This window comes from Mycolicibacterium brisbanense (assembly GCF_001570425.1).
Lineage (GTDB): Bacteria > Actinomycetota > Actinomycetes > Mycobacteriales > Mycobacteriaceae > Mycobacterium > Mycobacterium brisbanense.
Window position 1 is genome coordinate 59,570 of record NZ_BCSX01000047.1, and the last position, 23,791, is coordinate 83,360.

20 protein-coding genes are annotated in these 23,791 nt (G+C 67.7%); 14 read left to right on the forward strand and 6 right to left on the reverse strand.

Annotated features, from left to right (window positions below; all coding sequences use genetic code 11):
* Positions 1-86 precede the first annotated feature (86 nt).
* From egtA to RMCB_RS27715, 6 genes are all read left to right on the forward strand, one after another.
* Positions 87-1,361, forward strand: a complete 1,275-nt coding sequence (gene egtA, locus RMCB_RS27690) for an ergothioneine biosynthesis glutamate--cysteine ligase EgtA (RefSeq protein WP_029373492.1) — start codon at positions 87-89, stop codon at positions 1,359-1,361.
* Positions 1,358-2,635: an ergothioneine biosynthesis protein EgtB gene (gene egtB, locus RMCB_RS27695; protein WP_062831310.1), complete on the forward strand. Its 1,278-nt coding sequence runs from the start codon at positions 1,358-1,360 to the stop codon at positions 2,633-2,635. The genes egtA and egtB overlap by 4 nt, the downstream gene beginning before the upstream one ends.
* A complete protein-coding gene (gene egtC, locus RMCB_RS27700) occupies positions 2,635-3,327 on the forward strand; it encodes an ergothioneine biosynthesis protein EgtC (protein ID WP_062831311.1) in 693 nt (230 codons plus the stop codon). The genes egtB and egtC overlap by 1 nt, the downstream gene beginning before the upstream one ends.
* Positions 3,324-4,289 (forward strand): L-histidine N(alpha)-methyltransferase, encoded by a 966-nt coding sequence (egtD, locus tag RMCB_RS27705; protein WP_029373489.1) that lies wholly within the window; start codon positions 3,324-3,326, stop codon positions 4,287-4,289. Before egtC ends, egtD begins: the two co-directional genes overlap by 4 nt.
* The gene (egtE, locus tag RMCB_RS27710; protein WP_062831312.1) at positions 4,286-5,401 is read left to right on the forward strand and encodes an ergothioneine biosynthesis PLP-dependent enzyme EgtE; all 1,116 of its coding nucleotides are present in this window, start codon (positions 4,286-4,288) and stop codon (positions 5,399-5,401) included. Before egtD ends, egtE begins: the two co-directional genes overlap by 4 nt.
* A 155-nt stretch (positions 5,402-5,556) precedes the next feature.
* Positions 5,557-6,456, forward strand: a complete 900-nt coding sequence (locus RMCB_RS27715) for an NmrA family NAD(P)-binding protein (protein ID WP_062831313.1) — start codon at positions 5,557-5,559, stop codon at positions 6,454-6,456.
* Positions 6,457-6,473: 17 nt separating this feature from the next.
* On the opposite strand, the gene RMCB_RS27720 is transcribed toward RMCB_RS27715, so the two are convergent.
* Together RMCB_RS27720 and RMCB_RS27725 are read right to left on the reverse strand one after the other, a co-directional pair.
* The gene (locus RMCB_RS27720; protein ID WP_062831314.1) at positions 6,474-8,090 is read right to left on the reverse strand and encodes a GMC oxidoreductase; all 1,617 of its coding nucleotides are present in this window, start codon (positions 8,088-8,090) and stop codon (positions 6,474-6,476) included.
* Entirely contained in the window at positions 8,087-9,289 is a 1,203-nt protein-coding gene (locus tag RMCB_RS27725) for an alkane 1-monooxygenase (RefSeq protein ID WP_062831315.1), read from the reverse strand. Before RMCB_RS27725 ends, RMCB_RS27720 begins: the two co-directional genes overlap by 4 nt.
* A gap of 430 nt (positions 9,290-9,719) precedes the next feature.
* On the opposite strand from RMCB_RS27725, the gene mdo reads away from it, so the two are divergent.
* The 6 genes from mdo (at position 9,720) to RMCB_RS27755 (ending at position 16,748) form a co-directional block, all read left to right on the forward strand.
* Positions 9,720-10,991 carry an NDMA-dependent methanol dehydrogenase gene (gene mdo, locus RMCB_RS27730; RefSeq protein WP_062831316.1) on the forward strand — a complete coding sequence of 424 codons (1,272 nt, stop codon included), beginning with the start codon at positions 9,720-9,722 and terminating at the stop codon, positions 10,989-10,991.
* Entirely contained in the window at positions 10,978-11,955 is a 978-nt protein-coding gene (locus tag RMCB_RS27735; RefSeq protein ID WP_234792264.1) for an AAA family ATPase, read from the forward strand. The genes mdo and RMCB_RS27735 overlap by 14 nt, the downstream gene beginning before the upstream one ends.
* Before the next feature lie 32 nt (positions 11,956-11,987).
* On the forward strand, positions 11,988-13,442 hold the full coding sequence (gene madC, locus RMCB_RS27740) for a MadC family VWA domain-containing protein (RefSeq protein WP_084388625.1): 1,455 nt from the start codon (positions 11,988-11,990) through the stop codon (positions 13,440-13,442).
* Positions 13,443-13,583: 141 nt separating this feature from the next.
* A complete protein-coding gene (locus RMCB_RS27745; protein WP_062831319.1) occupies positions 13,584-14,768 on the forward strand; it encodes an iron-containing alcohol dehydrogenase in 1,185 nt (394 codons plus the stop codon).
* Positions 14,765-16,102 (forward strand): MadS family sensor histidine kinase, encoded by a 1,338-nt coding sequence (locus RMCB_RS27750; RefSeq protein ID WP_062831320.1) that lies wholly within the window; start codon positions 14,765-14,767, stop codon positions 16,100-16,102. Before RMCB_RS27745 ends, RMCB_RS27750 begins: the two co-directional genes overlap by 4 nt.
* Entirely contained in the window at positions 16,092-16,748 is a 657-nt protein-coding gene (locus tag RMCB_RS27755) for a MadR family response regulator transcription factor (protein ID WP_062831321.1), read from the forward strand. Before RMCB_RS27750 ends, RMCB_RS27755 begins: the two co-directional genes overlap by 11 nt.
* A 174-nt stretch (positions 16,749-16,922) precedes the next feature.
* Here RMCB_RS27755 and mftM read toward each other — a convergent pair whose 3' ends face one another.
* From mftM to RMCB_RS27770, 3 genes are all read right to left on the reverse strand, one after another.
* A complete protein-coding gene (gene mftM / locus RMCB_RS27760) occupies positions 16,923-17,801 on the reverse strand; it encodes a mycofactocin oligosaccharide methyltransferase MftM (RefSeq protein WP_062831322.1) in 879 nt (292 codons plus the stop codon).
* A 231-nt stretch (positions 17,802-18,032) separates the two neighbouring features.
* Positions 18,033-18,710 carry a class I SAM-dependent methyltransferase gene (locus RMCB_RS27765; protein ID WP_062831323.1) on the reverse strand — a complete coding sequence of 226 codons (678 nt, stop codon included), beginning with the start codon at positions 18,708-18,710 and terminating at the stop codon, positions 18,033-18,035.
* 19 nt (positions 18,711-18,729) lie between these two features.
* On the reverse strand, positions 18,730-20,199 hold the full coding sequence (locus tag RMCB_RS27770) for a glutamate-cysteine ligase family protein (protein ID WP_029373476.1): 1,470 nt from the start codon (positions 20,197-20,199) through the stop codon (positions 18,730-18,732).
* A 61-nt stretch (positions 20,200-20,260) separates the two neighbouring features.
* On the opposite strand from RMCB_RS27770, the gene RMCB_RS27775 reads away from it, so the two are divergent.
* Positions 20,261-21,400, forward strand: coding sequence for an acyltransferase family protein (locus RMCB_RS27775; protein WP_062831324.1), 1,140 nt, complete (start codon positions 20,261-20,263; stop codon positions 21,398-21,400).
* Here RMCB_RS27775 and RMCB_RS27780 read toward each other — a convergent pair.
* Positions 21,397-22,119: a class I SAM-dependent methyltransferase gene (locus RMCB_RS27780; RefSeq protein ID WP_062831325.1), complete on the reverse strand. Its 723-nt coding sequence runs from the start codon at positions 22,117-22,119 to the stop codon at positions 21,397-21,399. The two genes, RMCB_RS27775 and RMCB_RS27780, sit on opposite strands and share 4 nt — an antisense overlap.
* 123 nt (positions 22,120-22,242) lie before the next feature.
* Between RMCB_RS27780 and glpK the strand changes: the two genes are divergently transcribed.
* The gene (glpK, locus tag RMCB_RS27785) at positions 22,243-23,775 is read left to right on the forward strand and encodes a glycerol kinase GlpK (protein WP_062831326.1); all 1,533 of its coding nucleotides are present in this window, start codon (positions 22,243-22,245) and stop codon (positions 23,773-23,775) included.
* Positions 23,776-23,791 lie beyond the last annotated feature (16 nt).

Here is a 23,791-nt window from a genome sequence, read left to right on the forward strand (position 1 = left end):
AGAGGCCGACTTTTGTCGGTGCCGTCTGGAAGATGGAAAGAACCAGACGGTCCGACACCGGTAGAGGACCGGGAGGGGTTGTTGCCATGGCAGTTCCCATCAGGGCTGATCCCGGCCCCCAACCGCTCATCGAATTCAGCAGCGCCGAGCAGGCCGCGGCTCATATCGATGCGCACTGCCTGCACGACGGTGCGGTCGGCAAGGTTGGGCTCGAGATCGAGGCCCACTGTTATGACCTGACCGATCCGATGCGCCGTCCCGACTGGGATGAGTTGACCGCCGTGATCGCGACGGTGCCCGATCTGCCCGGAGGTAGCCGGATCACCGTCGAACCCGGCGGCGCGGTCGAGCTGTCGGGGCCACCGGCCGACGGCCCGCTCGCCGCCATCACCGGGCTGATGGCCGATCGGGCGACACTGCGTGCGGCCTTCGCCCGCCGGGGCCTGGGCCTGGTGCTGTTGGGCACCGATCCGCTGCGCCCGCCGCAGCGGGTCAATCCCGGTGCGCGGTATCAGGCCATGGAGCGGTTCTTCGCCGCGAGCGGTACCGGCGCGGCCGGCGCGGCGATGATGACCTCGACGGCGTCTGTGCAGGTGAATCTCGATGCGGGCCCGCGCGCGGGCTGGCGTGACCGGGTGCGGCTGGCCCATGCGCTGGGGCCGACGATGATCGCCGTCACGGCCAATTCGCCGCTACTGGGCGGTGAGTTCACCGGCTGGCGTTCCACCCGGCAGTGGGTGTGGGGTGAGCTGGACTCGGCGCGTTGTGGGCCGATTCTCGGCGCTGACGGCGCCGATCCGGCCGACGAATGGGCACGCTATGCGTTGCGGGCGCCGGTGATGCTGGTGAACACCTCCGACGATGCGGTGCCCGTGGTCAACTGGGTGCCATTCGCGGACTGGGCCGACGGCCGTGCTGTTCTCGGCGGCAGGCGTCCCACCTCCGCCGATCTGGACTATCACCTGACGACGCTGTTTCCGCCCGTGCGGCCGCGGCGGTGGTTGGAGATCAGGTACCTCGACAGCCTGCCCGACGGGCTGTGGCCCGCTGCGGTGTTCATGCTCACCACGCTGCTCGACGATCCGGAGGCCGCTGCGATCGCCGCGGAGGCGACGGCGCCGGTGGCCACGGCATGGGACCGGGCGGCGCGGATGGGTCTGGCTGATCGCAGGCTTCACGCGGCCGCGATCACGTGCGTGCGGGCCGCAGCGGAACGCGCTCCGGCCGAACTCGCGGAATCGATGCGGCACTTGATGCGTTCGGTCGAACAGGGCCGCTCGCCCGCCGACGATTTCGCCGACCGTGCCGTGCGCTACGGGATCGCCTCGGCGGTGAGCCAACTGGCGAAAGGTGAGTCTTGATCACACGCGAGACACTGGCGCAGGAGCTGACGCGGGCCCGGGAGCGCACGCTGCGGTTGGTCGATTTCGACGATGCCGAGCTGCACCGCCAGTACGACCCGCTGATGAGCCCGCTCGTCTGGGACCTGGCGCACATCGGGCAGCAGGAGGAGCTGTGGCTGCTGCGCGACGGCAACCCGGACCGGCCCGGGATGCTGGCCCCCGCGGTGGAACGGCTCTACGACGCGTTCGAGCATTCCCGTGCCAGCCGCGTCGAGCTGCCGCTGCTGCCGCCCACCGATGCCCGGGCGTACTGTGCGACCGTGCGCGCCAAGGCATTCGACGCGCTCGACGCCTTGCCCGACGATGCGTCGGCCTTCAATTTCGGTCTGGTGATCAGCCACGAGAACCAGCACGACGAAACCATGCTGCAGGCCCTGAACTTGCGCGTGGGGCCGCCGCTGCTGGATGCGGGCAGTATGTTGCCTGCCGGCAGGCCCGGCGTGGCGGGTACCTCGGTGCTGATCCCCGGCGGGCCGTTCACGCTCGGCGTCGACGAGCTCAACGAGCCGCACTCGCTGGACAACGAACGTCCCGCGCACGTGGTGGACGTGCCGTCCTTCCGGATCGGCCGGGTTCCGGTCACCAACGCCGAGTGGCGCGAGTTCATCGACGACGGCGGTTACCAGCACCCGCGCTGGTGGTCCGAGCGCGGCTGGGCGCATCGGCAGCAGGCGGGCCTCGTGGCGCCCCAGTTCTGGAACCCTGACGGCACCCGCACCCGGTTCGGTCATGTCGAGGCGATCCCCGGTGACGAACCGGTGCAGCACGTGACGTTCTTCGAGGCGGAGGCGTACGCGGCATGGGCCGGTGCCCGGCTGCCCACGGAGATCGAGTGGGAAAAAGCCTGCGCGTGGGACCCGGCGACCGGCTCGCGCCGCCGATTCCCTTGGGGCGCTTCGGAACCCACCTCGGCGCTGGTCAATCTCGGTGGTGATGCGCTGCGTCCGGCGCCGGTCGGCGCGTATCCCGCAGGCGCCTCGGCCTACGGCGTCGAGCAGCTCCTCGGTGAGGTGTGGGAGTGGACCAGCTCCCCACTGCGGCCGTGGCCCGGCTTCACACCGATGATCTACGAGCGCTACACGCAGCCGTTCTTCGACGGCGACTACCGCGTGCTGCGCGGCGGATCGTGGGCAGTGGCCGCGGGCATCCTGCGCCCCAGTTTCCGCAATTGGGATCACCCGATTCGCAGGCAGATCTTCTCGGGGGTCCGGCTTGCCTGGGATGACGCCTGATGTGTCGGCACCTGGGTTGGCTCGGGGCGCCCCGCTCCGTCGCTGCGCTCATGCTCGACCCGCCGCAAGGGCTGCTCGTGCAGTCCTACGCGCCCAGGCGGCAGAAGCACGGCCTGGTCAACGCCGACGGTTGGGGTGCAGGCTTTTTCGACGGCGGGGTGGCCCGGCGCTGGCGCAGTGACAAACCACTGTGGGGCGAGGCGTCGTTCGCGTCGGTGGCGCCCGCGCTGCGCAGCGAATGCGTTGTCGCGGCGGTCCGCTCGGCGACCGTCGGCATGCCCATCGAGCCGTCGGCCTGCGCGCCGTTCACCGACGGGCGGTGGTTGCTGTCGCACAACGGCGTGGTGGACCGGGCTGTGCTGCCGGTGACCGCAGACGCCGAATCCACGGTCGACAGCGCGGTGCTCGCAGCGCTGATCTTCGCCCGCGGCATGGACGCGCTGGGTGACACGGTCGCCGAGGTCGGCGAGCGTGACCCCAATGCCCGGCTGAACATCCTGGCCGCCAACGGTTCCCGGATGCTCGCCACGACGTGGGGCGACACCTTGTCGATACTGCGGCTCCCGGACGGCGTCGTGCTGGCCAGCGAACCGTACGACGACGATCCGCAATGGCACGACATCCCGGACCGCCACCTGGTGCACGTCCATGATTCTCACGTCGAGCTGACCCCACTGAAAGGACCGGCATGACGCTCTCGCTGTCGAACCACCTCGCCGCAGACTCCGCCGCGGAAGCTCTCCGTCGCGATGTCCGCACCGGACTCGCCCAGACACCGAAAACCTTGCCGCCCAAGTGGTTTTACGACGCCGTGGGCAGCGATCTGTTCGACCAGATCACCCGCTTGCCCGAGTACTACCCGACCCGCACCGAAGCGCAGATCCTGCGTGAGCGCTCCGCAGAGATCGTCGCGGCCGCCGGCGCCGACACGCTCGTGGAACTGGGCAGTGGCACGTCGGAGAAGACCAGGATGCTGCTCGACGCGATGCGCGACGCCGGTTTGCTCACCCGGTTCATCCCGTTCGACGTCGACGCCGGCGTACTGCGCGCCGCGGGCGAGGCCATCGGCCGCGAGTATCCCGGTGTCGAAATCGACGCGGTGTGCGGAGATTTCGAGGAGCACCTCGGCAAGATTCCGCAGGTGGGCCGGCGACTGGTGGTCTTCCTGGGGTCGACCATCGGCAATCTGACGCCAGGGCCGCGCGCCGAATTCCTCGATACGCTGGCCGATACCCTGCAGCCGGGGGACAGCCTGTTGTTGGGTACGGATCTGGTGAAGGATGCCGCTCGCCTGGTCCGCGCCTACGACGACAGTGCCGGCGTCACCGCCGAATTCAATCGCAACGTGCTGGCCGTGGTGAACCGCGAGCTGGGCGCCGACTTCGATCTCGCGGCCTTCGAGCATGTGGCCCGGTGGAACACGGGCGAGGAGCGTATCGAGATGTGGCTGCGGGCGCGCAGTGCGCAGCGAGTGCGGGTGTCGGCACTGGACCTCGACGTGGCGTTCGCCGCGGGCGAGGAGATGCTGACAGAGGTATCGTGCAAGTTCAGGCGTGCCGGTGTGACGGCGGAGCTCGCGAAAGCCGGACTGCGGCAAACACATTGGTGGACCGACGGAGCCGGTGACTTCGGCCTGTCGCTGGCCGTCAGATGAGCCTCGCCCAGCGGTGGCGCGAAGCCCGGCCGAAGGTCGCCGGGCTACACTTCGACAGTGGGGCTTGTTCGCGGCAGAGCTTCGCGGCGATCGACGCCGCGGCCACGCATGCCCGCCACGAGGCCGAGGTCGGTGGTTACGTCGCGCTCGATGCCGCGGCGCCTGCGCTCGACGCGGGCCGCGCCGCAGTTGCGGCGTTGAGCGGGCTGCCCGCGGCCAACGTGATCTATACCTCCGGGTCGGGCAATGCCCTGGACCTGCTCCTGGGCAGCTGGCCGGGGGAGCGTACGGTGGCCTGCCTGGTGGGTGAGTACGGTCCGAACCTTGCGGTGATGGCGGCCAACGGTTTTCAGGTGCAGGCATTTCCGGTCGACGGGGCCGGGCGGTTGGACGTCGACGCTGCGGCCCGGCAACTCGCCGCCGCCCCGCCCGCGATCGCGCACCTGACCGCACTGGCCAGCCATCGCGGGGTGGCTCAGCCGCTGGCCGAATTCGCCGCGGTGTGCCGGGCGGCCGGCATCCCGTTGGTGGTGGATGCGGCGCAGGCGCTTGGCCACCTCGATTGCAATGTCGGTGCCGCAGCGCTGTATTCGTCATCGCGCAAATGGCTGGCGGGCCCGCGCGGGGTGGGTGTGCTCGCGCTGTCCGACGAGCTGGCCCAACGGCTGCAGCCCCGGATACCTCCGCCGTCCTGGGGTCTTGGTCTCCCGGCAGTGCAGACACTCGACGGAGTCGAGTCGAATGCCGCTGCCCGGATCGGGTTTTCGGTCGCGATAGGGGAGCACCTGGCAGCAGGTCCAGAGCAGGTGCGTGCGCGCCTTGCCGAGGTGGGTGGTCTTTCCCGGCAGGTACTCGCCGAGACGCCCGGATGGCGCGTGGTGGAATCGATCGACGAGCCCACTGCCATCACCACGCTCGAACCTGTCGACGGAGCTGACCCGGTGACCGTGCGGGCGCGGCTGATCGCCGAACACGCCATCGTCACCACGGCGTGCGAATTGGTCCGCGCGCCCTTCGAGATGACCAAACCGGTGCTGCGGATCTCGCCGCACGTCGACACCACTCTCGATGAGCTCAAGCAGTTCGAGCAGTCGCTGCGGGCGGTGGCTTAGCCCGACGCGGCCAGGCGACTTGATGTGCAGTCACATCTGTCACCCTGGTCCTGGCGCTACCAGGATCGCTCGGGCCAGCGTCACGGCCGTTCACGGGAAATTCTCGGCCGGGGTGGTGCGTCCTTAACGGCATCATCCGCGAGAAAGGCGCCACCATGGCCGACGCAGACAAGCTGTTCTTGATCACCGGTGCCACCGGAAACACCGGCGCGCACACCGTGCGGTTGTTACGGGAACGCGGTCAACACGTGCGTGCGTTGGTGCACAGCGTCGATCAGCGTGCCGACCGGTTGCGGGAACTGGGCGCCGAGGTGGTGCAGGGTGACCTGCTGGACTTCCCCTCGGTGAGCGCCGCCACGGCCGGGGTGAGCGCGGCGTACTTCAACTACCCCGTCGCGCCCGGCTTGATCGAGGCCACCGCCAACTTCGTGCAGGCGGCCAGTGAAGCCGGCGTGCGATCAGTGGTCAACATGTCCCAGATCTCTGCCCGCCGGGAAGCCAAGAGCAATGCCGCGCGCCACCATTGGCTGGCCGAGCGACTGCTGGACCGCAGCGCGTTGATCACCACCCATCTGCGGCCCACGTTCTTCACGTTCTTCATGAACATGTTCTGGATCCGAGAGAACGGGGAAGGGGTCTACCGGCTGCCCTTCGCCGACGGGCGCCATGCCCCTGTCGACGCCGCCGACCAAGCCCACGTCATCGCCGCCATCCTGCAAAACCCCGAGCCGCATGACCGGCAGGTGTATCAGCTGTCCGGCGCGGAGGACCTCAACTGGTACGAAATCGCCGCGAAAGTACAAGCCACCCTTGGTATTCCGGTGCGCTATGAACCGATGGACATCACCGCCTTCGCGGCGGGGCTGGCCGACGCCGGCGCATCTCCCCATTTCGTGCAGCACTTCAGCAACGTCGCACAGGACTACCGAGACGGCGTCTTCGCCGGCGCCAACAACCTCGTCGAGGTGATCGGCGGCGTCAAGCCCGTGACGGTCGAGCAATACGTCGAGTCCACGCGTTCCCTGTTCGCGACCAGCGGGCGCCCTCGCCGGTAGAGGCGCGGCACCGCCGGCTAGTGGCGACCCTGCAGAACCGCCTCGATGTTGCGTTCGGCCAATGCTGTGATCGTCATGAACGGGTTGCATCCGAGGTGGCCGGGGATCAGCGACGCATCGTTGACATAGAGATTGTCGTAACCCTTGACGCGTCCGAACGCGTCGGTGACGGCGCCGCGGACACAACCGCCCAACGGGTGAACAGTGTTGGGGGCGAAGATCTCCCCGGAAAAGATGTCATCGCGATAGTCCACCCCGTTGACCCGCGTCAGCTTGTCGAAAACCGACCTGGCCCGCTCGATCAGGTGGTCGTTGAAGGTGGCGGGCCAGTCGATGGTGATCGAATCCGACGCCCGGTCATAGGCGATGTCGGCACGATCGCCGGTTTTGATCATGACGTAGTAGCCGAGCATGAAGGTCTCGACGGGCAGCGGCAGGGAGAACATGGTGGCGTACACCGGGTTCTCGGTGTCGGCCCGACCGTCGAGGTTGATCAGCCCGAGCAGTGACTGCTGGGTACCCGCGGGGTCGCCGTCCTTGAGCCAGTGGGCCACCATCACGTCGCCGTTGTTGCCGTAGCCAGATCCCACGGCGTCATTCAGGTCGGGCAGTGCCCCGGTTTCCCGAGCTCGCAGCAGAATCTGATTGGTACCCAACACGCCTGCGCTCAAAAACAGCCGGTGGCACCCGATCTCTTCTCGGCCCGTCTCGTTGCCCCAGCGGTCGATGGTTCTGGTGGACACCACGTACTCGCGGCCCTCCCGGCGTACGGCGGTCACCTCCGTCAGTGGCCGCAACGTGACCATGCCGGTGGCCAGAGCGGATGCGACGTACGTCTGATCGACGCTGCCCGTCCGCCCGTAGTTGTTGCCGAACTGCTGCTCGAACGCCAGCGCCGATCGCTCGGCCTTGCCGGCCTCTTCGTCCAACATGTAGTCGAACGAGTAGGCACTGCCGTTGTAATCGACCGGATAGCCTGCGGCTGCGGCGTATTCGCGGCCGACTCGGGCGAACTGGAACCACGGTGTCCGCTCGAACCAGTCCATGTCGCGATAGCTGATCCGCAGGGTGCGTTTGGCGCGCTCGATGTAGGTTCCCAGGAACTCGTCCACCGCGATGTCCGGGAAGCACTCCGCGACCTGCCGTGGAGTCGGCACGGCGGCCACGGCGGCGTTGATCAGCGAGCCGCCGCCGACCCCGATCCCGCGGAACACATGGTGGGCCCCGAGCGTCGTCTTGTCGCAGATGCCGGCTTGGACAGGTTGCGGCGACGGCGAATTGCGTGCGACAGCGTCGATCGAAAATCCTTGGAACGACGTGACCAGGCTCGGAGGAACCGAAGTGAACCAACCCGCCCGGGTGTCGGCGGGCAACATCTTGGTGAACCGCTTGCCGTCCGTGTCAGGCGTGTCCCACAGCCTGCCCTTCTCCAGCAGCAGGGTCTCGATGCCGGCCTCTCCCAGGCGAAGTGCGGAAACCCCGCCGCCGTAGCCGCTTCCGATCACGATCGCGGGGTAGTGCGCCCGGGGCTCGGAGCGACCGGCATGCCGCTGCACCCACCAACCCGCGCCGGAGGCACCCAGGGCGGCCGCCGTGCCGGTGGCGAGAAACCGCCGGCGCGACATCACGGTCATGCGGCACCCGCCCGGTGTCTGTTGATGAGGCGTTCGCGATGCCGCGGGTCGAGCGCGGCCAACTCGATACGACCCGAATAGTGCTCGACCACGCGAGGATCCATGACTTTGCGCCACAGCGGCGGGACCAGCGCCAGCACGAACATGGTGCCGTATCCGTTGGGCAACTGAGGGGCCTCGCCCAGGCTACGCAGGTTTTGATAGCGCCGTTGCGGATTGGTGTGGTGGTCTGAGTGGCGCTGCAGGTGGTAGAGGAACACGTTGGCGACCAGTGTGTTGCTGTTCCAGCTGTGCCGAGCGGAGACGGGTTCGTACCGGCCGTTGGGCAGGCGTTGGCGGCGCAGTCCGTAGTGCTCGAGGTAGTTGACGGCTTCGAGCAGGCAGATGCCGACGATCGCCTGGCCGACGAGCATCGGAAGGACCACCGGCCCAAACCACACGGCGAGCCCGCCGAAGAGCGCGAGACTCATCAGCCACGCGTTGAGCACGTTGTTTCGCGACGTCCAGGGTGTCTTCCCGCGGCGGGTGAATCGTCGGGCCTCCAGCGCCCATGCGGAGCGAAGCCCACCGGTCACCGATCGCGGGATGAAGCGGTAAAGGCTTTGTCCCATCAGTGAACTGGCCGGATCGTCCGGTGTCGCGACGCGTACGTGGTGACCGCGATTGTGCTCGACGAAGAAGTGGCCGTAGCACGTCTGGGCGAGGGCGATCTTGCTCAGCCGCCGCTCGAGCCGGGCGTTTCTGTGGCCCAACTCGTGGGCGGCGTTGATTCCGATGCCGCCCACGATCCCCACTGTCACCAGCAGCCCGGCGCGGTCGATCGGCGAGAGGACAACCCAGCCGCCGCCGCTCCACACCCAGCACGCGAAGATCAGCGACAGGTACTGTGTGGGCAGGTACAGGTAGGTGGCCCAGCGATACCAGCGATCCTTGTCGAGATCGATGTAGGCGTCATCGGGTGCGGTGCTTCGGTCGATCCCGACGACGCGGTCAAGGAGCGGGATCAACACGAACGTGAGAAATGTTCCGAGCCACCAGAACCCGCCGAACCCGGTCACTTTCACGGCCAGCCAGGACACCATCACCAAGCATGGGACCGCGGCACCGAGCAGCCACAGATAGCGTTTCGGGTCGTTCCAGCTGTGCTGTGTGTCAGCCGCGCCAATGTTGCAATTGCTCGTTACCAAGCCGGCTGTCATGACCGCCCCGATCTTGAATGTGCAAGTATTCGGAAGGACTGTAGCAATGCTCAATGGAGTTCGATAGCCCTTGTGTGCCGGACCACATTCATTTGCTAGTACCGCTGGTATCAGCAGAAATCGGTCGTATTTAGCTATTTGAAGGATGCAATGAAGATGGCTGATCAATTGATCTCATCGGGCAACTTGTACGTCTTGCGCGATTCTGGCAAATGTGCATATGCGCACTTATGTCGCCGGTATAGCGCCCCGAATGTGTGGGGGCTCGCCCAGCCGACGGGCACTTGTGAGCGGCCTGCTGGAAAGGGAGTGCGCGGCCCTGCCCGATCGGAGAGTTCTGGCATGCCGGTCGGCCGGTACTGCCTTCGAATCGTTGTGATGCGCGCCACGGAGGTTCACGGTGGTGTCACACGACAGAAGGAGTCTTCCGATGGCCATTGAGCTGAACCAGATTTGGGACTTTCCGATCAAGGAGTTCCACCCGTTCCCACGGGCCCTGCTCGGCGTGGGCGCGCACGACATCATCGGTGTCGAGGCAAAGAACCTCGGCTTCAAGCGCACCCTGCTGATGACGACGGGCCTGCGCGGCTCGGGCATCATCGAGGAGCTGACCGGCAAGATCGAGTACCAGGGTGTCGAGGTGGTGCTCTACGACAAGGTCGAGTCCAACCCCAAGGACTACAACGTCATGGAGGCCGCGGCGCTGTACCAGCAGGAGAAGTGCGACAGCATCATCTCCATCGGCGGCGGCTCCAGCCATGACGCGGCCAAGGGCGCACGCGTCGTCATCGCGCACGACGGCCGCAACATCAACGAGTTCGAGGGTTTCGCCAAATCCACCAACAAGCAAAATCCGCCGCACATCGCCGTATCCACCACGGCGGGAACAGGTTCGGAGACCTCCTGGGCCTACGTCATCACCGACACGTCCGACATGGAGCACCCGCACAAGTGGGTGGGTTTCGACGAGGCGACCATCGTCACACTGGCCATCGACGACCCGCTGCTGTACTACACCTGCCCGCAGCACTTCACCGCATACTGTGGCTTCGACGTGCTCGCGCACGGCAGTGAGCCCTACGTCTCGCGCCTCGACTTCGCGCCGTCACTCGGAAATGCCTTGTACTCAGTCGAACTCGTGGCCAAGAACCTGCGCGAGGCCGTGTTCGAGCCCCGCAACCTCAAGGCCCGCGAAGGCATGATGAACGCGCAGTACATCGCCGGGCAGGCGTTCAACTCCGGTGGGCTCGGCATCGTGCACTCGATCAGCCACGCGGTCAGTGCGTTCTTCGACAGCCACCACGGGCTCAACAACGCGATCGCGTTGCCGCGGGTGTGGGAATACAACCTGCCCGCCCGCTACGAGCGCTACGCGCAGCTGGCCACCGCCATGGGCGTCGACACCCGCAACATGACCACGGTGCAGGCCGCCGACGCCGCGGTCGAGGCCGCGATCCGGCTGTCGCAGGACGTGGGCATCCCGGACAACTTCTCGCAAGTCCGCACTGACTCGTACGAGAAGAACCGGATGAACACCGGCAAGTACGCCGGCCGCGGCGATGTTATCAAGGGCGACGACAAGTCCGTGCTGGCGATCTCCGAACACATCCAGGGCGACTGGTGCACGCCGGGCAACCCGCGCGAGGTGACGGTGGAATCGATGATCCCGGTGGTCGGTCATGCGATTAATGGCACTTACTGAGTCCGAGGTCGACGGATTCGCCGGCCCCGCAGCGCTTTCCGAAGCGCTGCGGGAGCAGGACTATATCGCCGACGACGACCTGGCCACGGTGGTGCACCTGGCGACCGCGCTGGACCGGCCCCTGTTGTTGGAGGGGCCGGCCGGCGTCGGGAAGACCGAACTGGCCAAGGCTCTGGCCGCAGCCGGCGGCCGACGGCTGATCCGGCTGCAGTGCTACGAGGGTCTCGACGACAACCGCGTGCTCTACGAATGGGACTACGCCAAACAGCTGCTGCACGTGCAGATGATGCGCGACCAGACGAGCGACGTCGACGAGATCGCCACCGACATCTACTCCGAGGAGTTCCTGTCGGTGCGGCCGCTGCTGGAATCGGTGCTCTCCGAACAGCCCGTGGTGCTCTTGATCGACGAGGTCGACCGCACCGAAGAGGCGATGGAGGCGCTGCTGCTGGAGGTGCTGGCCGAACGCCAGGTCACCATCCCGGAGATCGGCACCTTCGCGGCCCGCACTGTGCCGTGGGTGGTGTTGACGTCCAACGACACTCGTGAGCTCTCGGCCGCACTCAAGCGTCGCTGCCTGCACTACCACCTGGATTTCCCCACCCCGCAACGGGAACGGGAAATCGTCGAGGTGCGGGCGCCACGCGTCGAGCCCGCGGTGGTGGCCGACGTGGTCGAACTCGCGCGCACGCTGCGTGAGCTGCCGCTGCGCAAGGCGCCGTCGATCTCCGAGGTGATCGACGCCGCCCGCGCCGCGGCGATCCTCGGCGACACGACATCGGATACGGCGCAATCGATTCTGCTCTCGACGCTGGTGAAGTTCACCAGCGACCGCGACATCGCGCTGCGCCACCTCGGTGACGCACCGGCCCCCGTGCATGCCGAACCGCAACGGGCCACCGTGGCGTCGCGCCCGGCCAACACCACCACCTCGGTTTTCCGGGGGAGGGGCGGCAGGACGTGACGCCGTCACATCTGCTCGACATCGTCGCCGCGATGTTCGGCGCCCTGCTGCGCCGCGCAGGGGTGGCGACGTCACCGGCCGAGGTCATCGAGGTACGCCGAGTGCTGGGCCTGCTCGGAGCCCGGGATCTCGCCGCATTGCGTGCGGCGCTGCGGGCGACGTGCGCCAAATACGGCCGGGAACAACGAGGATTCGACCGCGCCTTCGACGCGCTGTTCGGCGCAACGGAATTCGCCCGTCAGGACCCGGGCCCGAGCCGTGCCCACACCGGCTCGGGCCTGCCCGACCAACTCGACGTCGGCGAGGACCAGGAGATCGGACGCTACGCCGAATACAACGAGCGCGCCGCGGAGGTCGGCGACCACTTCGACACCCCGGAGGCCGACAAGGGCTTCAACCCGCACAAGGACGACGACGACTACAGCGTGACGGGGGCCGACAACCAGTTGACGGTGTCGGCCGAGAGCGACACCGGCAGGCGCGGGGTCCGCTACACCGTGGAGGTGGACCGCGCTTCCGCCAGCATGGCCGGGGACCTCGCGGACTCGGTGGCCCCCGTGGTGGCCGGCGCGCTGAGTTGGGATGATCCCGAGTCGATCCTGGCCTGGCTGGACGCATACGACCCGAGCCGCACCTACGGCGACGACGCGGGCGAGCAGCCGCTGACCGCCGAACAGCTGGGCCAGCTGAGCGCGGCGGTCGAGGGTTTCGTCGCTGCCCTGGCGGACCGCTGCGGGCTGACCGCTGAAGCCGAAACGCCGGATACCGCAACGGATGCCGGGCTGGCCACCGATGTCGACCTGGCGTGCCACGAGGTGCTGCGCCGGATGCGTGGTGCACCGCGGCCGCGTCCCCGCGAGCGCGGCCATGGCCGGCTCGACATGCGCCGCACCACGCGAGCCGCGCTGCGCACCGACGGTGTGCCGTTCCACCTGGTGACGCGTACCCCGCTGCCCGACCGGATTCGGCTGCTGGTGATCGCCGATGTGTCGCTGTCCGTGCGGCCGGTCACCGCGTTCACCTTGCGGCTGGCCCAGGCCATGCACCGGCGCGCGCATCGGTGCCGGGTGATGGCCTTCGTCGACCGCCCTGTCGACGTCACGGACATCCTGTTGCGCACCGGGGGCGACGACGCGCTGGCCGCGGTGCTTGCCGAAGCGCAGCTGGATCTCGACGCCAGCAGCGACTACGGGCAGGTGTTCGACGACATGCTGCGCGGGCAGGCCGACTCGCTCGATCGCCGCACCGCCGTGCTGATCGTCGGCGACGGGCGTAGCGGAGGACTGCCCGCCGGTGTCGAGCAGCTGCGTGCCCTGCGCCGCCGCGTGCACCGGCTGGCCTGGGTCACGCCCGAGCCGCGCCGATACTGGCACCAGGCGACGTGCGCGATGCCGCAATACGCGCAGGTCTGCGACCGCGTGGTGGTGGCCAGCGACGCCGCCGCGCTGAGCGCGCACGCCGGGGAGCTCGCGCACGCCCTGTCCTGACTGCCTACCTGCCCGATCGGACAGGTAGGCAGCTGCCCACCTGCACATTGGCGGCGGTCGAGATGGGCCGTAGGGTGGCAGTGTTACGTGGATCACATGACTTGGGAGTGCGACGTGATAGCGCAGGCGGAGATCACGCCCATGGCGGTGCCGACGGCCACGCCCGACGCGATGCCCAGCCGGCTGCTGAAGTTCCATGCGCCCGAGATCGTGTTCGGCATCGATTCGATGGCCGAGGCCGCCCATGCCGCTGTGCGACTCGGCGGGCTGCGGCCGCTGCTGGTCACCGACCCGGGGCTGATCGAGGCCGGTTGGGTGCGTGAACTCGTCGGGCATCTACGCGCCCAGTGCGTCGAGGCGCAGGTGTGGAGCGCGCTGACGCCCAATCCCAAGGACCACGAGATCACCGCAGGCCACGAGTTCTACCGCGAACACGGGTGCGACGTGCTCATCGCTCTCGGTGGCGGCTCGGTGATCGACGCCGCCAAGGGCATCGCCATCCTCTCCGCCAACGGCGGGGACATCCTCGACTACGCCGGCGTGGACAAGGCCACCATGCCGATCCCGCCGCTCGTGGTGTTGCCGTCGACCTCGGGTACCGGCGCGGACGTCTCCCAGTTCTGCATCGTCACCGACACCACCCGCAACACCAAGATCACCATCCTGGGCCGGGCCCTGGTCCCAGACATCACCGTCATCGATCCGCGGCTGCTCACCACCATGCCGGAATGGCTCAATGCGGCAACGGGTTTGGATGCGCTCACACATGGCATCGAGGCGTTCGTCTCGCTGGGCCACAATCAGCTGACCGACCATCACGCGCTGCGGTCGGTCGTCATGGTGACCGAGAATCTGGTGTCCACCATCGAACGTCCGGACGAGATGCCTGCGCGGGTGCTCATGGCGCAGGCGGCGCTCGAGGCCGGGTTGGCCTTCACCAACGCCATCCTCGGTGCCGCACACGCCATGAGCCATCAGGTGGGTGGGCTGCTGGACTTGCCGCACGGCGTCATCAACGGGGTGCTGCTGCCGCATGTGGTGCGGTTCAACGCCGAGGCCGACCCGGCGCCGTTCGCCACCATCGCCGCCTGCCTCGGTATCGCCGACAAGCGGGCCCCGGCACGGGAATCCGCACTGGCCCTTGCTGATCGGCTGCAGGAGCTGGCCCGGCAGGTGGGCGTGCCGCGCGGCCTGGGCGAACTGGGCGTGCGGGACGAGGACGTGCCGGTGCTGGCGCACAACGCGATGGCCGATGCCTGCATCACCACCAACCCGCGTCCGGCCGACGAGGCGGCGCTGCGGGCGCTGTTCCGGGCGGCGCTGTGAGAGCGCCCGATCTGGAACGTCTCACCGGGATACGCTCGGGCAAGTCCACGTTCTATTCCGAGTTCCGGGTGGCCGCGCAACGCACCGAGCGGGTGATCGCTGCGCTCGACACGATCTCACATGCTCTGGTGCAGACCGTGAATGGTCCCGAGAAGCTGGTCCGCGCGGTGGCCGAAGCCGCCCGCACGCACCTCGGTGCCGAATGGGTGCTGCTGGCGCTGGCCGACGGCGCGCTACCCGGGGCGCGGCCGCGGCACCTGATCCTCGATGCCGACGGCAACGCCTATTCGTTCGAAGGGCTCTCCGGCGCAAAGCATCCGGTGCCGCACCTGCCCGACGCGGTGCTCAACCGGCTCAACGACATCCTGCGTGGCCAGTTGGCCCAGTTCCGGTTGCCGGTCATCGAACCTCACCATGCGCACGTGCCGCTCGAGCTCGACGGCGGTGTGATCGGCGCGTTCGCGGCCTGGACGCCCAAGGGCCGCATGCTCGACGGCACCGACGAGACGGTCATGCGGATCTTGTCCAGTCAGACCGCCGTCGCCCTGCACAACTGCGAACTGTTCCAGCGCTCGCAGGCGCTGCTGGCCCAGTCCGAGGCCCGCAACGCTGAACTATTGGCGACTCAGCGGGAACTCGGTGCGGCGCAACGACATCAGGTGCTCGACTCCGAACGGCACCGCATCGCCCGCGAACTGCACGACAGCGTCGCGCAGACGGTGCTCTCAGCAGGTATGCAGATCGAGGTGTGCCGCAGTGAGATCCAGGCGCTGGCAGGCGCGCCCGAGCTCGTCGAACGGTTGGACACCGCCAAGACCCTCACCCGCTCGGCCACCGAACAGCTGCGGTCGGCGATCTATGCGCTCAACCAGCCCGGCGACGCGGGCCGGTCTACCCTGCCCGAGATGCTGGAGCAGTTGGCGACCGTGCACATGCCCGAGGATCTGCGGGTGACCCTCAAGGTCGAGGGTGCCGCCACCGAATTGCCCAGTGCGGCAGAGCATGCGCTGCTGCGGGTGGCGGGCGAAGCCCTGTTCAACACGGCCATGCACGGGCACGCGACCAGGGCCATCGTGCGGCTGCGGTACCGGCCCACCACCGTTACGCTGTCGATATCCGACGACGGGACCGGTGACCCGGACAAGATGCGGCTGATGCTGCGCCTGGCCGACGGCACGGACGTCGACGGGCACCATCGCGGGCTCGCCAACATGCAGGCCCGGTGCCGCGAGCGGGGTGGCTCCTTCGTCGTACAACGGTCCCGCCTCGGCGGGGTGCGGGTGGTCGCCACCATCCCCAGGGACGGATCGGAAGGAGACCGCGATGACGGTTGACACCAAGATCAGAGCGATCCGGCTGGCGCTGGTCGACGATCACGCCATCCTGCGGCAGGGCCTGCGATCGGTGCTGGAGCGCGAGCATGACCTCGTCGTGGTCGGTGAGGCGGCTTCCGAGCCGGAGGCCGAGGCCATGGTTGCCGCCATGCGGCCCGACGTGGTGTTGCTGGATCTCAAGCTGTCCGCCGGGTCCGATTTCGAGGGTTTGTCGTTGTGCGCCAAGCTGTCCGCGGCTCATCCCAAGGTCGGGCTCCTGGTGCTGACGACGTTCCTCGACGACGATCTGGTGGTTCGTGCGGTGCACGCCGGAGCGCGCGGCTACGTGGTCAAGGACGTCGACACCACCGAACTGGTGCGTGCGATCCGGGCCATCTCGGCGGGGGAGAGTGCGTTCGACTCCCGCAGCGCCGCCGCGGTGGTCCGTACGTTGAGCGGCAGGAGCGAACCTCGCGAGCAGCTCACCGACCGGGAGCTCGAAGTGCTACGGCTGCTTGCTGCGGGCCTGTCCAACGTCAAGATCGGTGAGCGGCTGTATATTTCGGCCACCACGGCCAAGTTTCACGTCAGCAACATCATGCGCAAGCTGCAGGTCAGCCGCCGCGCCGAGGCGGTGTACGCGGCCAGCAAGCGCGGGTTGATCTGATTTCGCCGGCACCTACCACTCGGCACCGCGAGCGTGCGTGTCTGCTGGGCAACACGCCGCCGTGTGTCGACACGATGCGCCACGTCGCGGGCGCGTGAGAGTGACGAAAATGCCCACGGCTCACGGCGTGTTGGGCAACAGACACGCACGCTCGCGGTGCAAGGTGAAGGCAAGTCAAGCCAGGTCGAGCACGAGCCAGCCGCCGTGATGCTCGGACACGGTGACGCGCACACCGGGGCGGAGTTCGCGCGCCCGCTCGCCGAGCCGGACCAGCTCGGCGGTGTCGAACCGCCGGATGTGGCCGTAGCAGGCCTGCGGTTCGTCTTCGAACGGCACCGCGAGAACCACGCGGCGGCGGGCCAGGCGCAGGGCCTCGGTGAGCACGGCATCACCCGCCGCGGCGGGCAGATGTTCCAGCAGGTGCAGGGCGGTGACGGTGTCGGCGGTGTTGTCGGGCAATGGAACATGTGTGGCATCGCAGGCCAGGGTCGTCAGCGGACGGCGCAGCCGGACGCTGACGCGTGCCAGGAGATCCATCGTCGGGGCGCTGAGATCGGTTGCGGTGACGTCGAATCCGAGCTGACTCATGCGCAACGGGAAGAATCCGAAGCACGATCCGAGGTCGAGCAGCCGGTGACCCACCACCAGTTCGGCCGCCCGCCGGTGCACGGGCGCGAACGTCGCGGTGCCGGTTTCCAGCGCGGCAAGGGAATTGCGGTAGAACCTGACCCAGGCCGGGAGTGCTCCGTCGATCGTCGAGCGCACGATGCCGGTGAAGACCAGCTCGAAATCCGCTTGGCCGCGCAGTATCCCGCCGAGTTGCTCGGTCAGCAGGATGGCGAGTTCATCGGTGAGCTCGGCAGGGCTGAGATCGTGATCGACGGTCAGGGAATCGCCGCGCCGCCGCGCGCAGAACCGGGCAGTGCACGTGCCGGGATGCGGCGCGTGGGGCCCGCGCCGGCGTCGCACCTGAACTCCCGGGGCACTCCACGTTCCGCGCGGGGCGGGCGCGAGCGGGTCGACCTCTACGCGGTCGAGCAGTGCAACTATCATGCCACACAAGGCTATTGGTGGCAGGCCTGCTCACACCCGCACCAACTGGGCGGGATTGTGGGCCGACCGGGCGGGCGATCACTACCCGGTCGGCCAGGGGAGAAAGAGCGGAAGTCCGGTCAGTCGCGACGTGTCAGCAATACGTCACGGTCGTCGGGCGCGAGTGTGACGAAAGCGCCGAGACCTCACGGCGTGTTGAGCGGCAGACACGCACGCTCGCGGAGCCGAGCCTCAGCCCTTGTGGGCGGTCAACAGAAAGGCCGGGAACTTGGTGCGGCCCTTCTCGTCTTGATCGTGCGGCAGCGGCTCAACCGGGGTGCCCGGGATGGCCGCCGCGTTCGCGTGGATGAACGCCGGGCGGATCTCGTCGACCACCCAGTGCTGGGACACCGCGGCCCGCAACTCATCCTCGTCCACCTCGTTGGGCTTGGTCTCAAGTCCCTCCGGGAACGCGCCCTTGGCGAACACCAGCACGTAGTAGGACGCGCCCGGAGCCGAGGCCCGGTGGATGGAACTCAGGTAGCCGTCGCGCCCCGCCACAGGCAGGGAGTGGAACAGCGTCGAGTCGATCACGGTGTTGAACCGGCCGTCGTAACCCCGGAACGACGTGATGTCGCCCTGCACGAAGCTGGCGTTGCTCAAATTGCGTTCCTGGGCGGTCCGGTTGGCCGCGGCGATCGCGGTTGGGCTCAAATCCATGCCCACCACGGTGTAGCCGTCGGCGGCCAGGGCCAGTGACAGTTCCGCGTGCCCGCAACCGGCGTCGAGCACGTCACTGCGGAACTTCCCGGCCCGGTGCAGCGCTGCCAACTCGGGCTGCGGCTCGCCGATATTCCACGGTGGCGGACCCTCGAATTCGCCTACACCCCGATAGGCGCCGTCCCAATCCAAAACCTGATCAGATGCCATGCAATCCAACGTACGCGAGTCATTCCCAGCTGTGGACGGGCTCATTACTGTGCATCCACTGGACGTAAAGCCTTAACATTTCGGCCAACGCCTGGGGCCTGGACACGCCGCCTTCTTCGATTTTCCGCACGGTCGCGACCTGCCACGCCGCACCGGTCTGCCCGGTTTTCGCCCGCCCCTCGATGACCCCCAGGTAGCGGTCGCACACCTCGCCGGAAACACCCCAGCGGCGCAGCCCTTCGTGCGCCATCGGCAACAGCTGGCGTAGCACCAGCTCGTCGGGCGTCACCTCGCCCACGCCGGGCCAGTAGAGCCGGGCCTCCATACCGTACTGTGCGGCCGATTCGAAATTGTGTTGCGCTGCGGCGAAACTCAGCTTGGTCCAGATCGGCCGGTCCTCCTCGGACAGGGTGCGCAGCAGCCCGTAGTAGAACGCCGAGTTGGCCATCATGTCCACCACCGTCGGCCCGGCGGGCAGCACCCGGTTCTCCACCCGCAGGTGTGGCAGGTCGTCCACGACGTCGTAGACCGGGCGGTTCCACCGGTAGATGGTGCCGTTGTGCAGCCGCAGTTCCGGCAGTCGCGGGGCGCGGCCGGCGGCCAGCACGGCCGCCGGATCCTCGTCGGACAACTCGGGCAGCAGCGACGGAAAGTACCGCACGTTCTCCTCGAACAGGTCGAAGATCGAGGTGATCCAGCGCTCCCCGAACCACACCCGCGGCCGCACGCCCTGGGTCTTGAGCTCCTCGGGCCGGGTGTCGGTGGCCTGGGCGAACAGTTCGATACGCGTCTCGGCCCACAGCTGGTGGCCGAAGAAGTACGGCGAATTGGCGCCGATGGCCAACTGGGGACCTGCCAGCACCTGGGCGGCGTTCCAGTTACGGGCGAAATCGGCGGGCGAGACCTGCAGGTGCAACTGCATGCTGGTGCACGCCGACTCCGGGGCGATGGATGCCGCCTGCAGCGAAAGTCGCTCCGGGCCGCCGATGTCGATCGTCATATCCTCGCCGCGGGCGGTGAAGATCGAGTCGTTGAGGGCCTGGTACCGCGTCGACTCGCTCATCCAGCCGGCCGAAAGATGTTCGGGCATAAGCGTCGGCAAGATGCCGACCATCACGATGTGGGCGCCGTTCTGGTTGGCCTTGACCTCCGCGGCGTTGAGGCTGTCCCGCACCTCGGCTTCGAGGTCGAGGGCCGCCCGCCCGGGCAACGGCCGGGGTGGCACATTGAATTCGATGTTGTAGGCGCCCAATTCGGTTTGGTACGCCGGGTCGGCGATGGAGTTGAGGACGTCCTGGTTCATCATCGCCGGCTGGTAGGCGTTGTCCACCAGGTTGCATTCGATCTCCATCCCGGTCAACGGCCGCTCGAACTCGAAGCGGGACTGCGCCAGCATGGTTTCGAACACGTCGAGGCAGAGTTGCACCTTGCGGCGGTACTCCTGCCGGTGCGCCCGGGTGTACTCGGTATTGCTGACCTCTTCGCCCACACGCCGATGCAACAACGTCGGGGACGGCGTGCGCAGGAAAATTGCGTAATAGGCTCGGCAATTGTGTGCCCGACAAGCTGACGAGGACCAAGGCGGCCTCGAACAGGTCGGCAGCGTCGACCGGATCGCCGCGCTGACCGGGGTGCGGGCCGTCGCCGCGATGGCCGTGATGGGCACCCACGCGTCCTACGGCACCGGGCTGCTCACGCACGGCTACGCGGGGCTGCTGGGTGCGCGACTGGAGATCGGGGTACCGATCTTCTTCGTGCTGTCCGGATTGTTGTTGTTCCGCCCGTGGGTGCGGGCCGCGGCGGCCGGTGGCGAGCATCCGTCGGTACCGCGCTATGCCCGCAGCCGTTTCTGCCGGATCGTGCCCGCGTACGTGGTGACGGTGTTGCTGGTGTTCGGGATCTACCAGGTGCGTCCCGTGCATCCCAACCCCGGGCACACCTGGACCGGCCTGGCGCGCAACCTCACCCTGACCCAGATCTACAGCGACGACTACTTCACCGCCTACCTGCATCAAGGGTTGTCGCAGATGTGGAGCCTGGCCGTGGAGGTCGCGTTCTACGCGGTGCTGCCGCTGCTGGCCTACCTGCTGCTGGTGCTGCTGTGCCGACGCCGGTTCCGGCCGGTGCTGTTGCTCGCGGGCCTGATGCTGATGGCCGCGGTGAGCCCGGCCTGGCTGGTGATCCTGCACAGCACGCACTGGCTGCCGGTCGGCGCGGGAGCGTGGCTGCCGCACTATCTGGCCTGGTTCGCCGGCGGCATGATGCTCGCGGTGCTTTCGGCCATGGGCGTGCGGTGCTACGCACTGGCGGTGCTGCCGTTGGCCGTGGCCTGCTATCTGGTGGTGTCGACGCCGATCGCCGGGCGGACCACCGCCGTCACGCTGACCCTGTCCGAAGACGTGTCCAAGACGGTGCTCTACGCCGCGATCGCCACGTTGGTGGTGGCGCCGCTCGCGCTGGGCGACTCCGGCGGGTACGCCCGGCTGATGGGCAGCCGGCCCCTGGTGTGGCTGGGGGAGATCTCCTACGAGATCTTCCTGCTGCACGTGGTGGTCATGGATCTGGTGATGGCGCTCGTGCTGCGATGGCCTGTCTACACCGGCTCGGCCGTCGTCCTCTTCGCTGTCACGCTGGCCGCCACGGTGCCGCCGGCCTGGCTGCTGCACCGGCTCACCCGGCCGCGACGCTAGCCGCGGCGCGCGATCACGATCTGGGGCAGCGTGAGCCCGCTGCGCAATTCGATCTGGATGCTCCGGTCGGCGTGCAGGGCGAGACTGCGCAGCGCCGAGGGACTGTAGGAGCGCAGCGAGCTGATGACGCCGTCGTGGATGAACGGGACGAACGGCACGGCAGGCAGCATTGCCGCGAGCCTGAGCAGATGCAGCGGGGCGGGCGGGCGCGGCAAGTCGATGATCAGCAGCGTGTCCGCGACGCGGGTGCCCTCGGCGAACACCCGGGAGGCTTGCGCGGGAGCCAGATGATGAAACGACAACGCGAAGACCGCCAGGTCGAAGCTGCCGTCGGCGGCGTCGATCTCCGTGGCGTCGAGTTCGCGAATCTGCGCGCGGGGGTGGGCACCGAGTTCGCCCGCGGCGAGCGCGTCCACCGAGGCGGGGGCGACATCGGAGACGGTGACGCGGGCCGACGGATGGTCGTCCAGCAGCTGACGTGACAGTCCGCCGTGGCCTGCGCCGAGCTCCAGAATCGTCGGATCGGGTACGTCGGCGACCAGATCCAGAGCGATCGCGGCGAACTTCTGGTGATTGCGGAAGATCCGGCCGGTCCAGTCCAGGGCATCGATGACCTGTCGCTTGAGCCCATCCGCTGCGTCGTCGCGGTCGATGTACTCCAACCGGTCGGTCTCCAGCAGCCGGTCCAGGCAGGATGCGTCGTAGCCGCCGCGCGGCATTCGCTCGATACCGGTTTTGGCCGACGTGCCGCGAGTACGAAGAGAATCAGGTTGGGGTCCCACGTAAGCCATGATGGACGCTTTGAAGGGTAGGAGCGAAAGCGACTCGGGAAAGGACCTAGAGTGGCCGATTTCGTGGCAGCCATCGACCAGGGCACCACCAGCACCCGCTGCATGATCTTCGACCACGCGGGTGCCGAGGTGGGCCGCCATCAGCTCGAGCACGAGCAGATCCTGCCGCGTGCCGGATGGGTCGAACACAATCCGGTGGAGATCTGGGAACGTACCGCGGCAGTCATCATGACCGCGCTGAACAAGACCCAACTCTCTGCTGCGGATCTCGCCGCGCTCGGCATCACCAACCAGCGGGAGACCACGCTGGTGTGGAACCGCCACACCGGCAGGCCGTATCACAACGCCATCGTGTGGCAGGACACCCGCACCGACCGCATCGCCGCCGCCCTGGACCGCGACGGCCGCGGCGACGTGATCCGGCACAAGGCCGGCCTGCCACCCGCGACATACTTCTCCGGCGGCAAGATTCAGTGGATCCTGGAGAACGTCGACGGAGTGCGGGCCGCCGCCGAGAACGGTGACGCGATCTTCGGCAACCCCGACAGCTGGCTGGTGTGGAACCTGACCGGCGGCAGCCGGGGCGGCGTCCACGTCACCGACGTCACCAACGCCAGCCGCACCATGCTGATGAACCTGGAGACCCTCGACTGGGACGATGAACTGTTGTCGTTCTTCGGGATTCCGCGCCAGATGCTGCCCGAGATCAGGCCGTCCTCGTCACCCGTCCCGTATGGTCTGACCCGCCCCGCCGGACCGCTGGCCGGCGAGGTACCGGTGACGGGCATCCTCGGTGACCAGCAGGCCGCGATGGTCGGGCAGGTGTGCCTGGATGCCGGCGAGGCCAAGAACACGTATGGCACAGGAAATTTCCTGCTGCTCAACACCGGCGAGAAGATGGTCCGGTCGGATAACGGCCTGCTGACCACGGTGTGTTACCAGTTCGCGTCCGGCGACGGCACCCCGGCGAAACCCGTTTACGCCCTTGAGGGTTCGATCGCGGTGACCGGTTCGGCCGTGCAGTGGCTACGCGATCAGCTCGGCATCATCAGCGGCGCCGCGCAGAGCGAGGCGTTGGCGCGACAGGTTGCCGACAACGGCGGCGTGTACTTCGTGCCCGCGTTTTCGGGGCTGTTCGCGCCGTACTGGCGCTCGGACGCGCGGGGCGCGATCGTCGGGCTGTCGCGGTTCAACACCAACGCGCACGTGGCCCGCGCGACGCTGGAGGCCATCTGCTATCAGAGCCGCGACGTGGTTGACGCGATGGAGGCCGATTCCGGTGTGCACCTTGAGGTTCTGAAGGTCGACGGCGGTATCACCGCCAACCGGTTGTGCATGCAGATCCAGGCCGACGTGCTCGGCGTCGACGTGGTCAAGCCCGTGGTCGCCGAGACCACCGCGCTCGGTGCGGCCTATGCGGCCGGCCTGGCGGTCGGCTTCTGGCGTAACGCCGACGATCTGCGCGCCAATTGGCAGGAAGGTGAGCGTTGGACCCCGCAATGGAGTGAGGACCAGCGCTCGAGCGGATACGCCGGGTGGCAGAAAGCGGTTCAGCGCACGCTGGATTGGGTCGACATCACGTGATTTGTGGAGTTTTAGC

Bases quoted from the DNA above. Each gene is read 5' to 3' on its own strand.
- egtA (WP_029373492.1), top strand. From the start codon at position 87: ATGGCAGTTCCCATCAGGGCTGATCCCGGCCCCCAACCGCTCATCGAA.
- egtC (WP_062831311.1), top strand. From the start codon at position 2,635: ATGTGTCGGCACCTGGGTTGGCTCGGGGCGCCCCGCTCCGTCGCTGCG.
- egtD (WP_029373489.1), top strand. From the start codon at position 3,324: ATGACGCTCTCGCTGTCGAACCACCTCGCCGCAGACTCCGCCGCGGAA.
- egtE (WP_062831312.1), top strand. From the start codon at position 4,286: ATGAGCCTCGCCCAGCGGTGGCGCGAAGCCCGGCCGAAGGTCGCCGGG.
- RMCB_RS27715 (WP_062831313.1), top strand. From the start codon at position 5,557: ATGGCCGACGCAGACAAGCTGTTCTTGATCACCGGTGCCACCGGAAAC.
- RMCB_RS27720 (WP_062831314.1), bottom strand. From the start codon at position 8,090: ATGACCGTGATGTCGCGCCGGCGGTTTCTCGCCACCGGCACGGCGGCC.
- RMCB_RS27725 (WP_062831315.1), bottom strand. From the start codon at position 9,289: ATGACAGCCGGCTTGGTAACGAGCAATTGCAACATTGGCGCGGCTGAC.
- mdo (WP_062831316.1), top strand. From the start codon at position 9,720: ATGGCCATTGAGCTGAACCAGATTTGGGACTTTCCGATCAAGGAGTTC.
- RMCB_RS27735 (WP_234792264.1), top strand. From the start codon at position 10,978: ATGGCACTTACTGAGTCCGAGGTCGACGGATTCGCCGGCCCCGCAGCG.
- madC (WP_084388625.1), top strand. From the start codon at position 11,988: ATGTTCGGCGCCCTGCTGCGCCGCGCAGGGGTGGCGACGTCACCGGCC.
- RMCB_RS27745 (WP_062831319.1), top strand. From the start codon at position 13,584: ATGGCGGTGCCGACGGCCACGCCCGACGCGATGCCCAGCCGGCTGCTG.
- RMCB_RS27755 (WP_062831321.1), top strand. From the start codon at position 16,092: ATGACGGTTGACACCAAGATCAGAGCGATCCGGCTGGCGCTGGTCGAC.
- mftM (WP_062831322.1), bottom strand. From the start codon at position 17,801: ATGATAGTTGCACTGCTCGACCGCGTAGAGGTCGACCCGCTCGCGCCC.
- RMCB_RS27765 (WP_062831323.1), bottom strand. From the start codon at position 18,710: ATGGCATCTGATCAGGTTTTGGATTGGGACGGCGCCTATCGGGGTGTA.
- RMCB_RS27780 (WP_062831325.1), bottom strand. From the start codon at position 22,119: ATGCCGCGCGGCGGCTACGACGCATCCTGCCTGGACCGGCTGCTGGAG.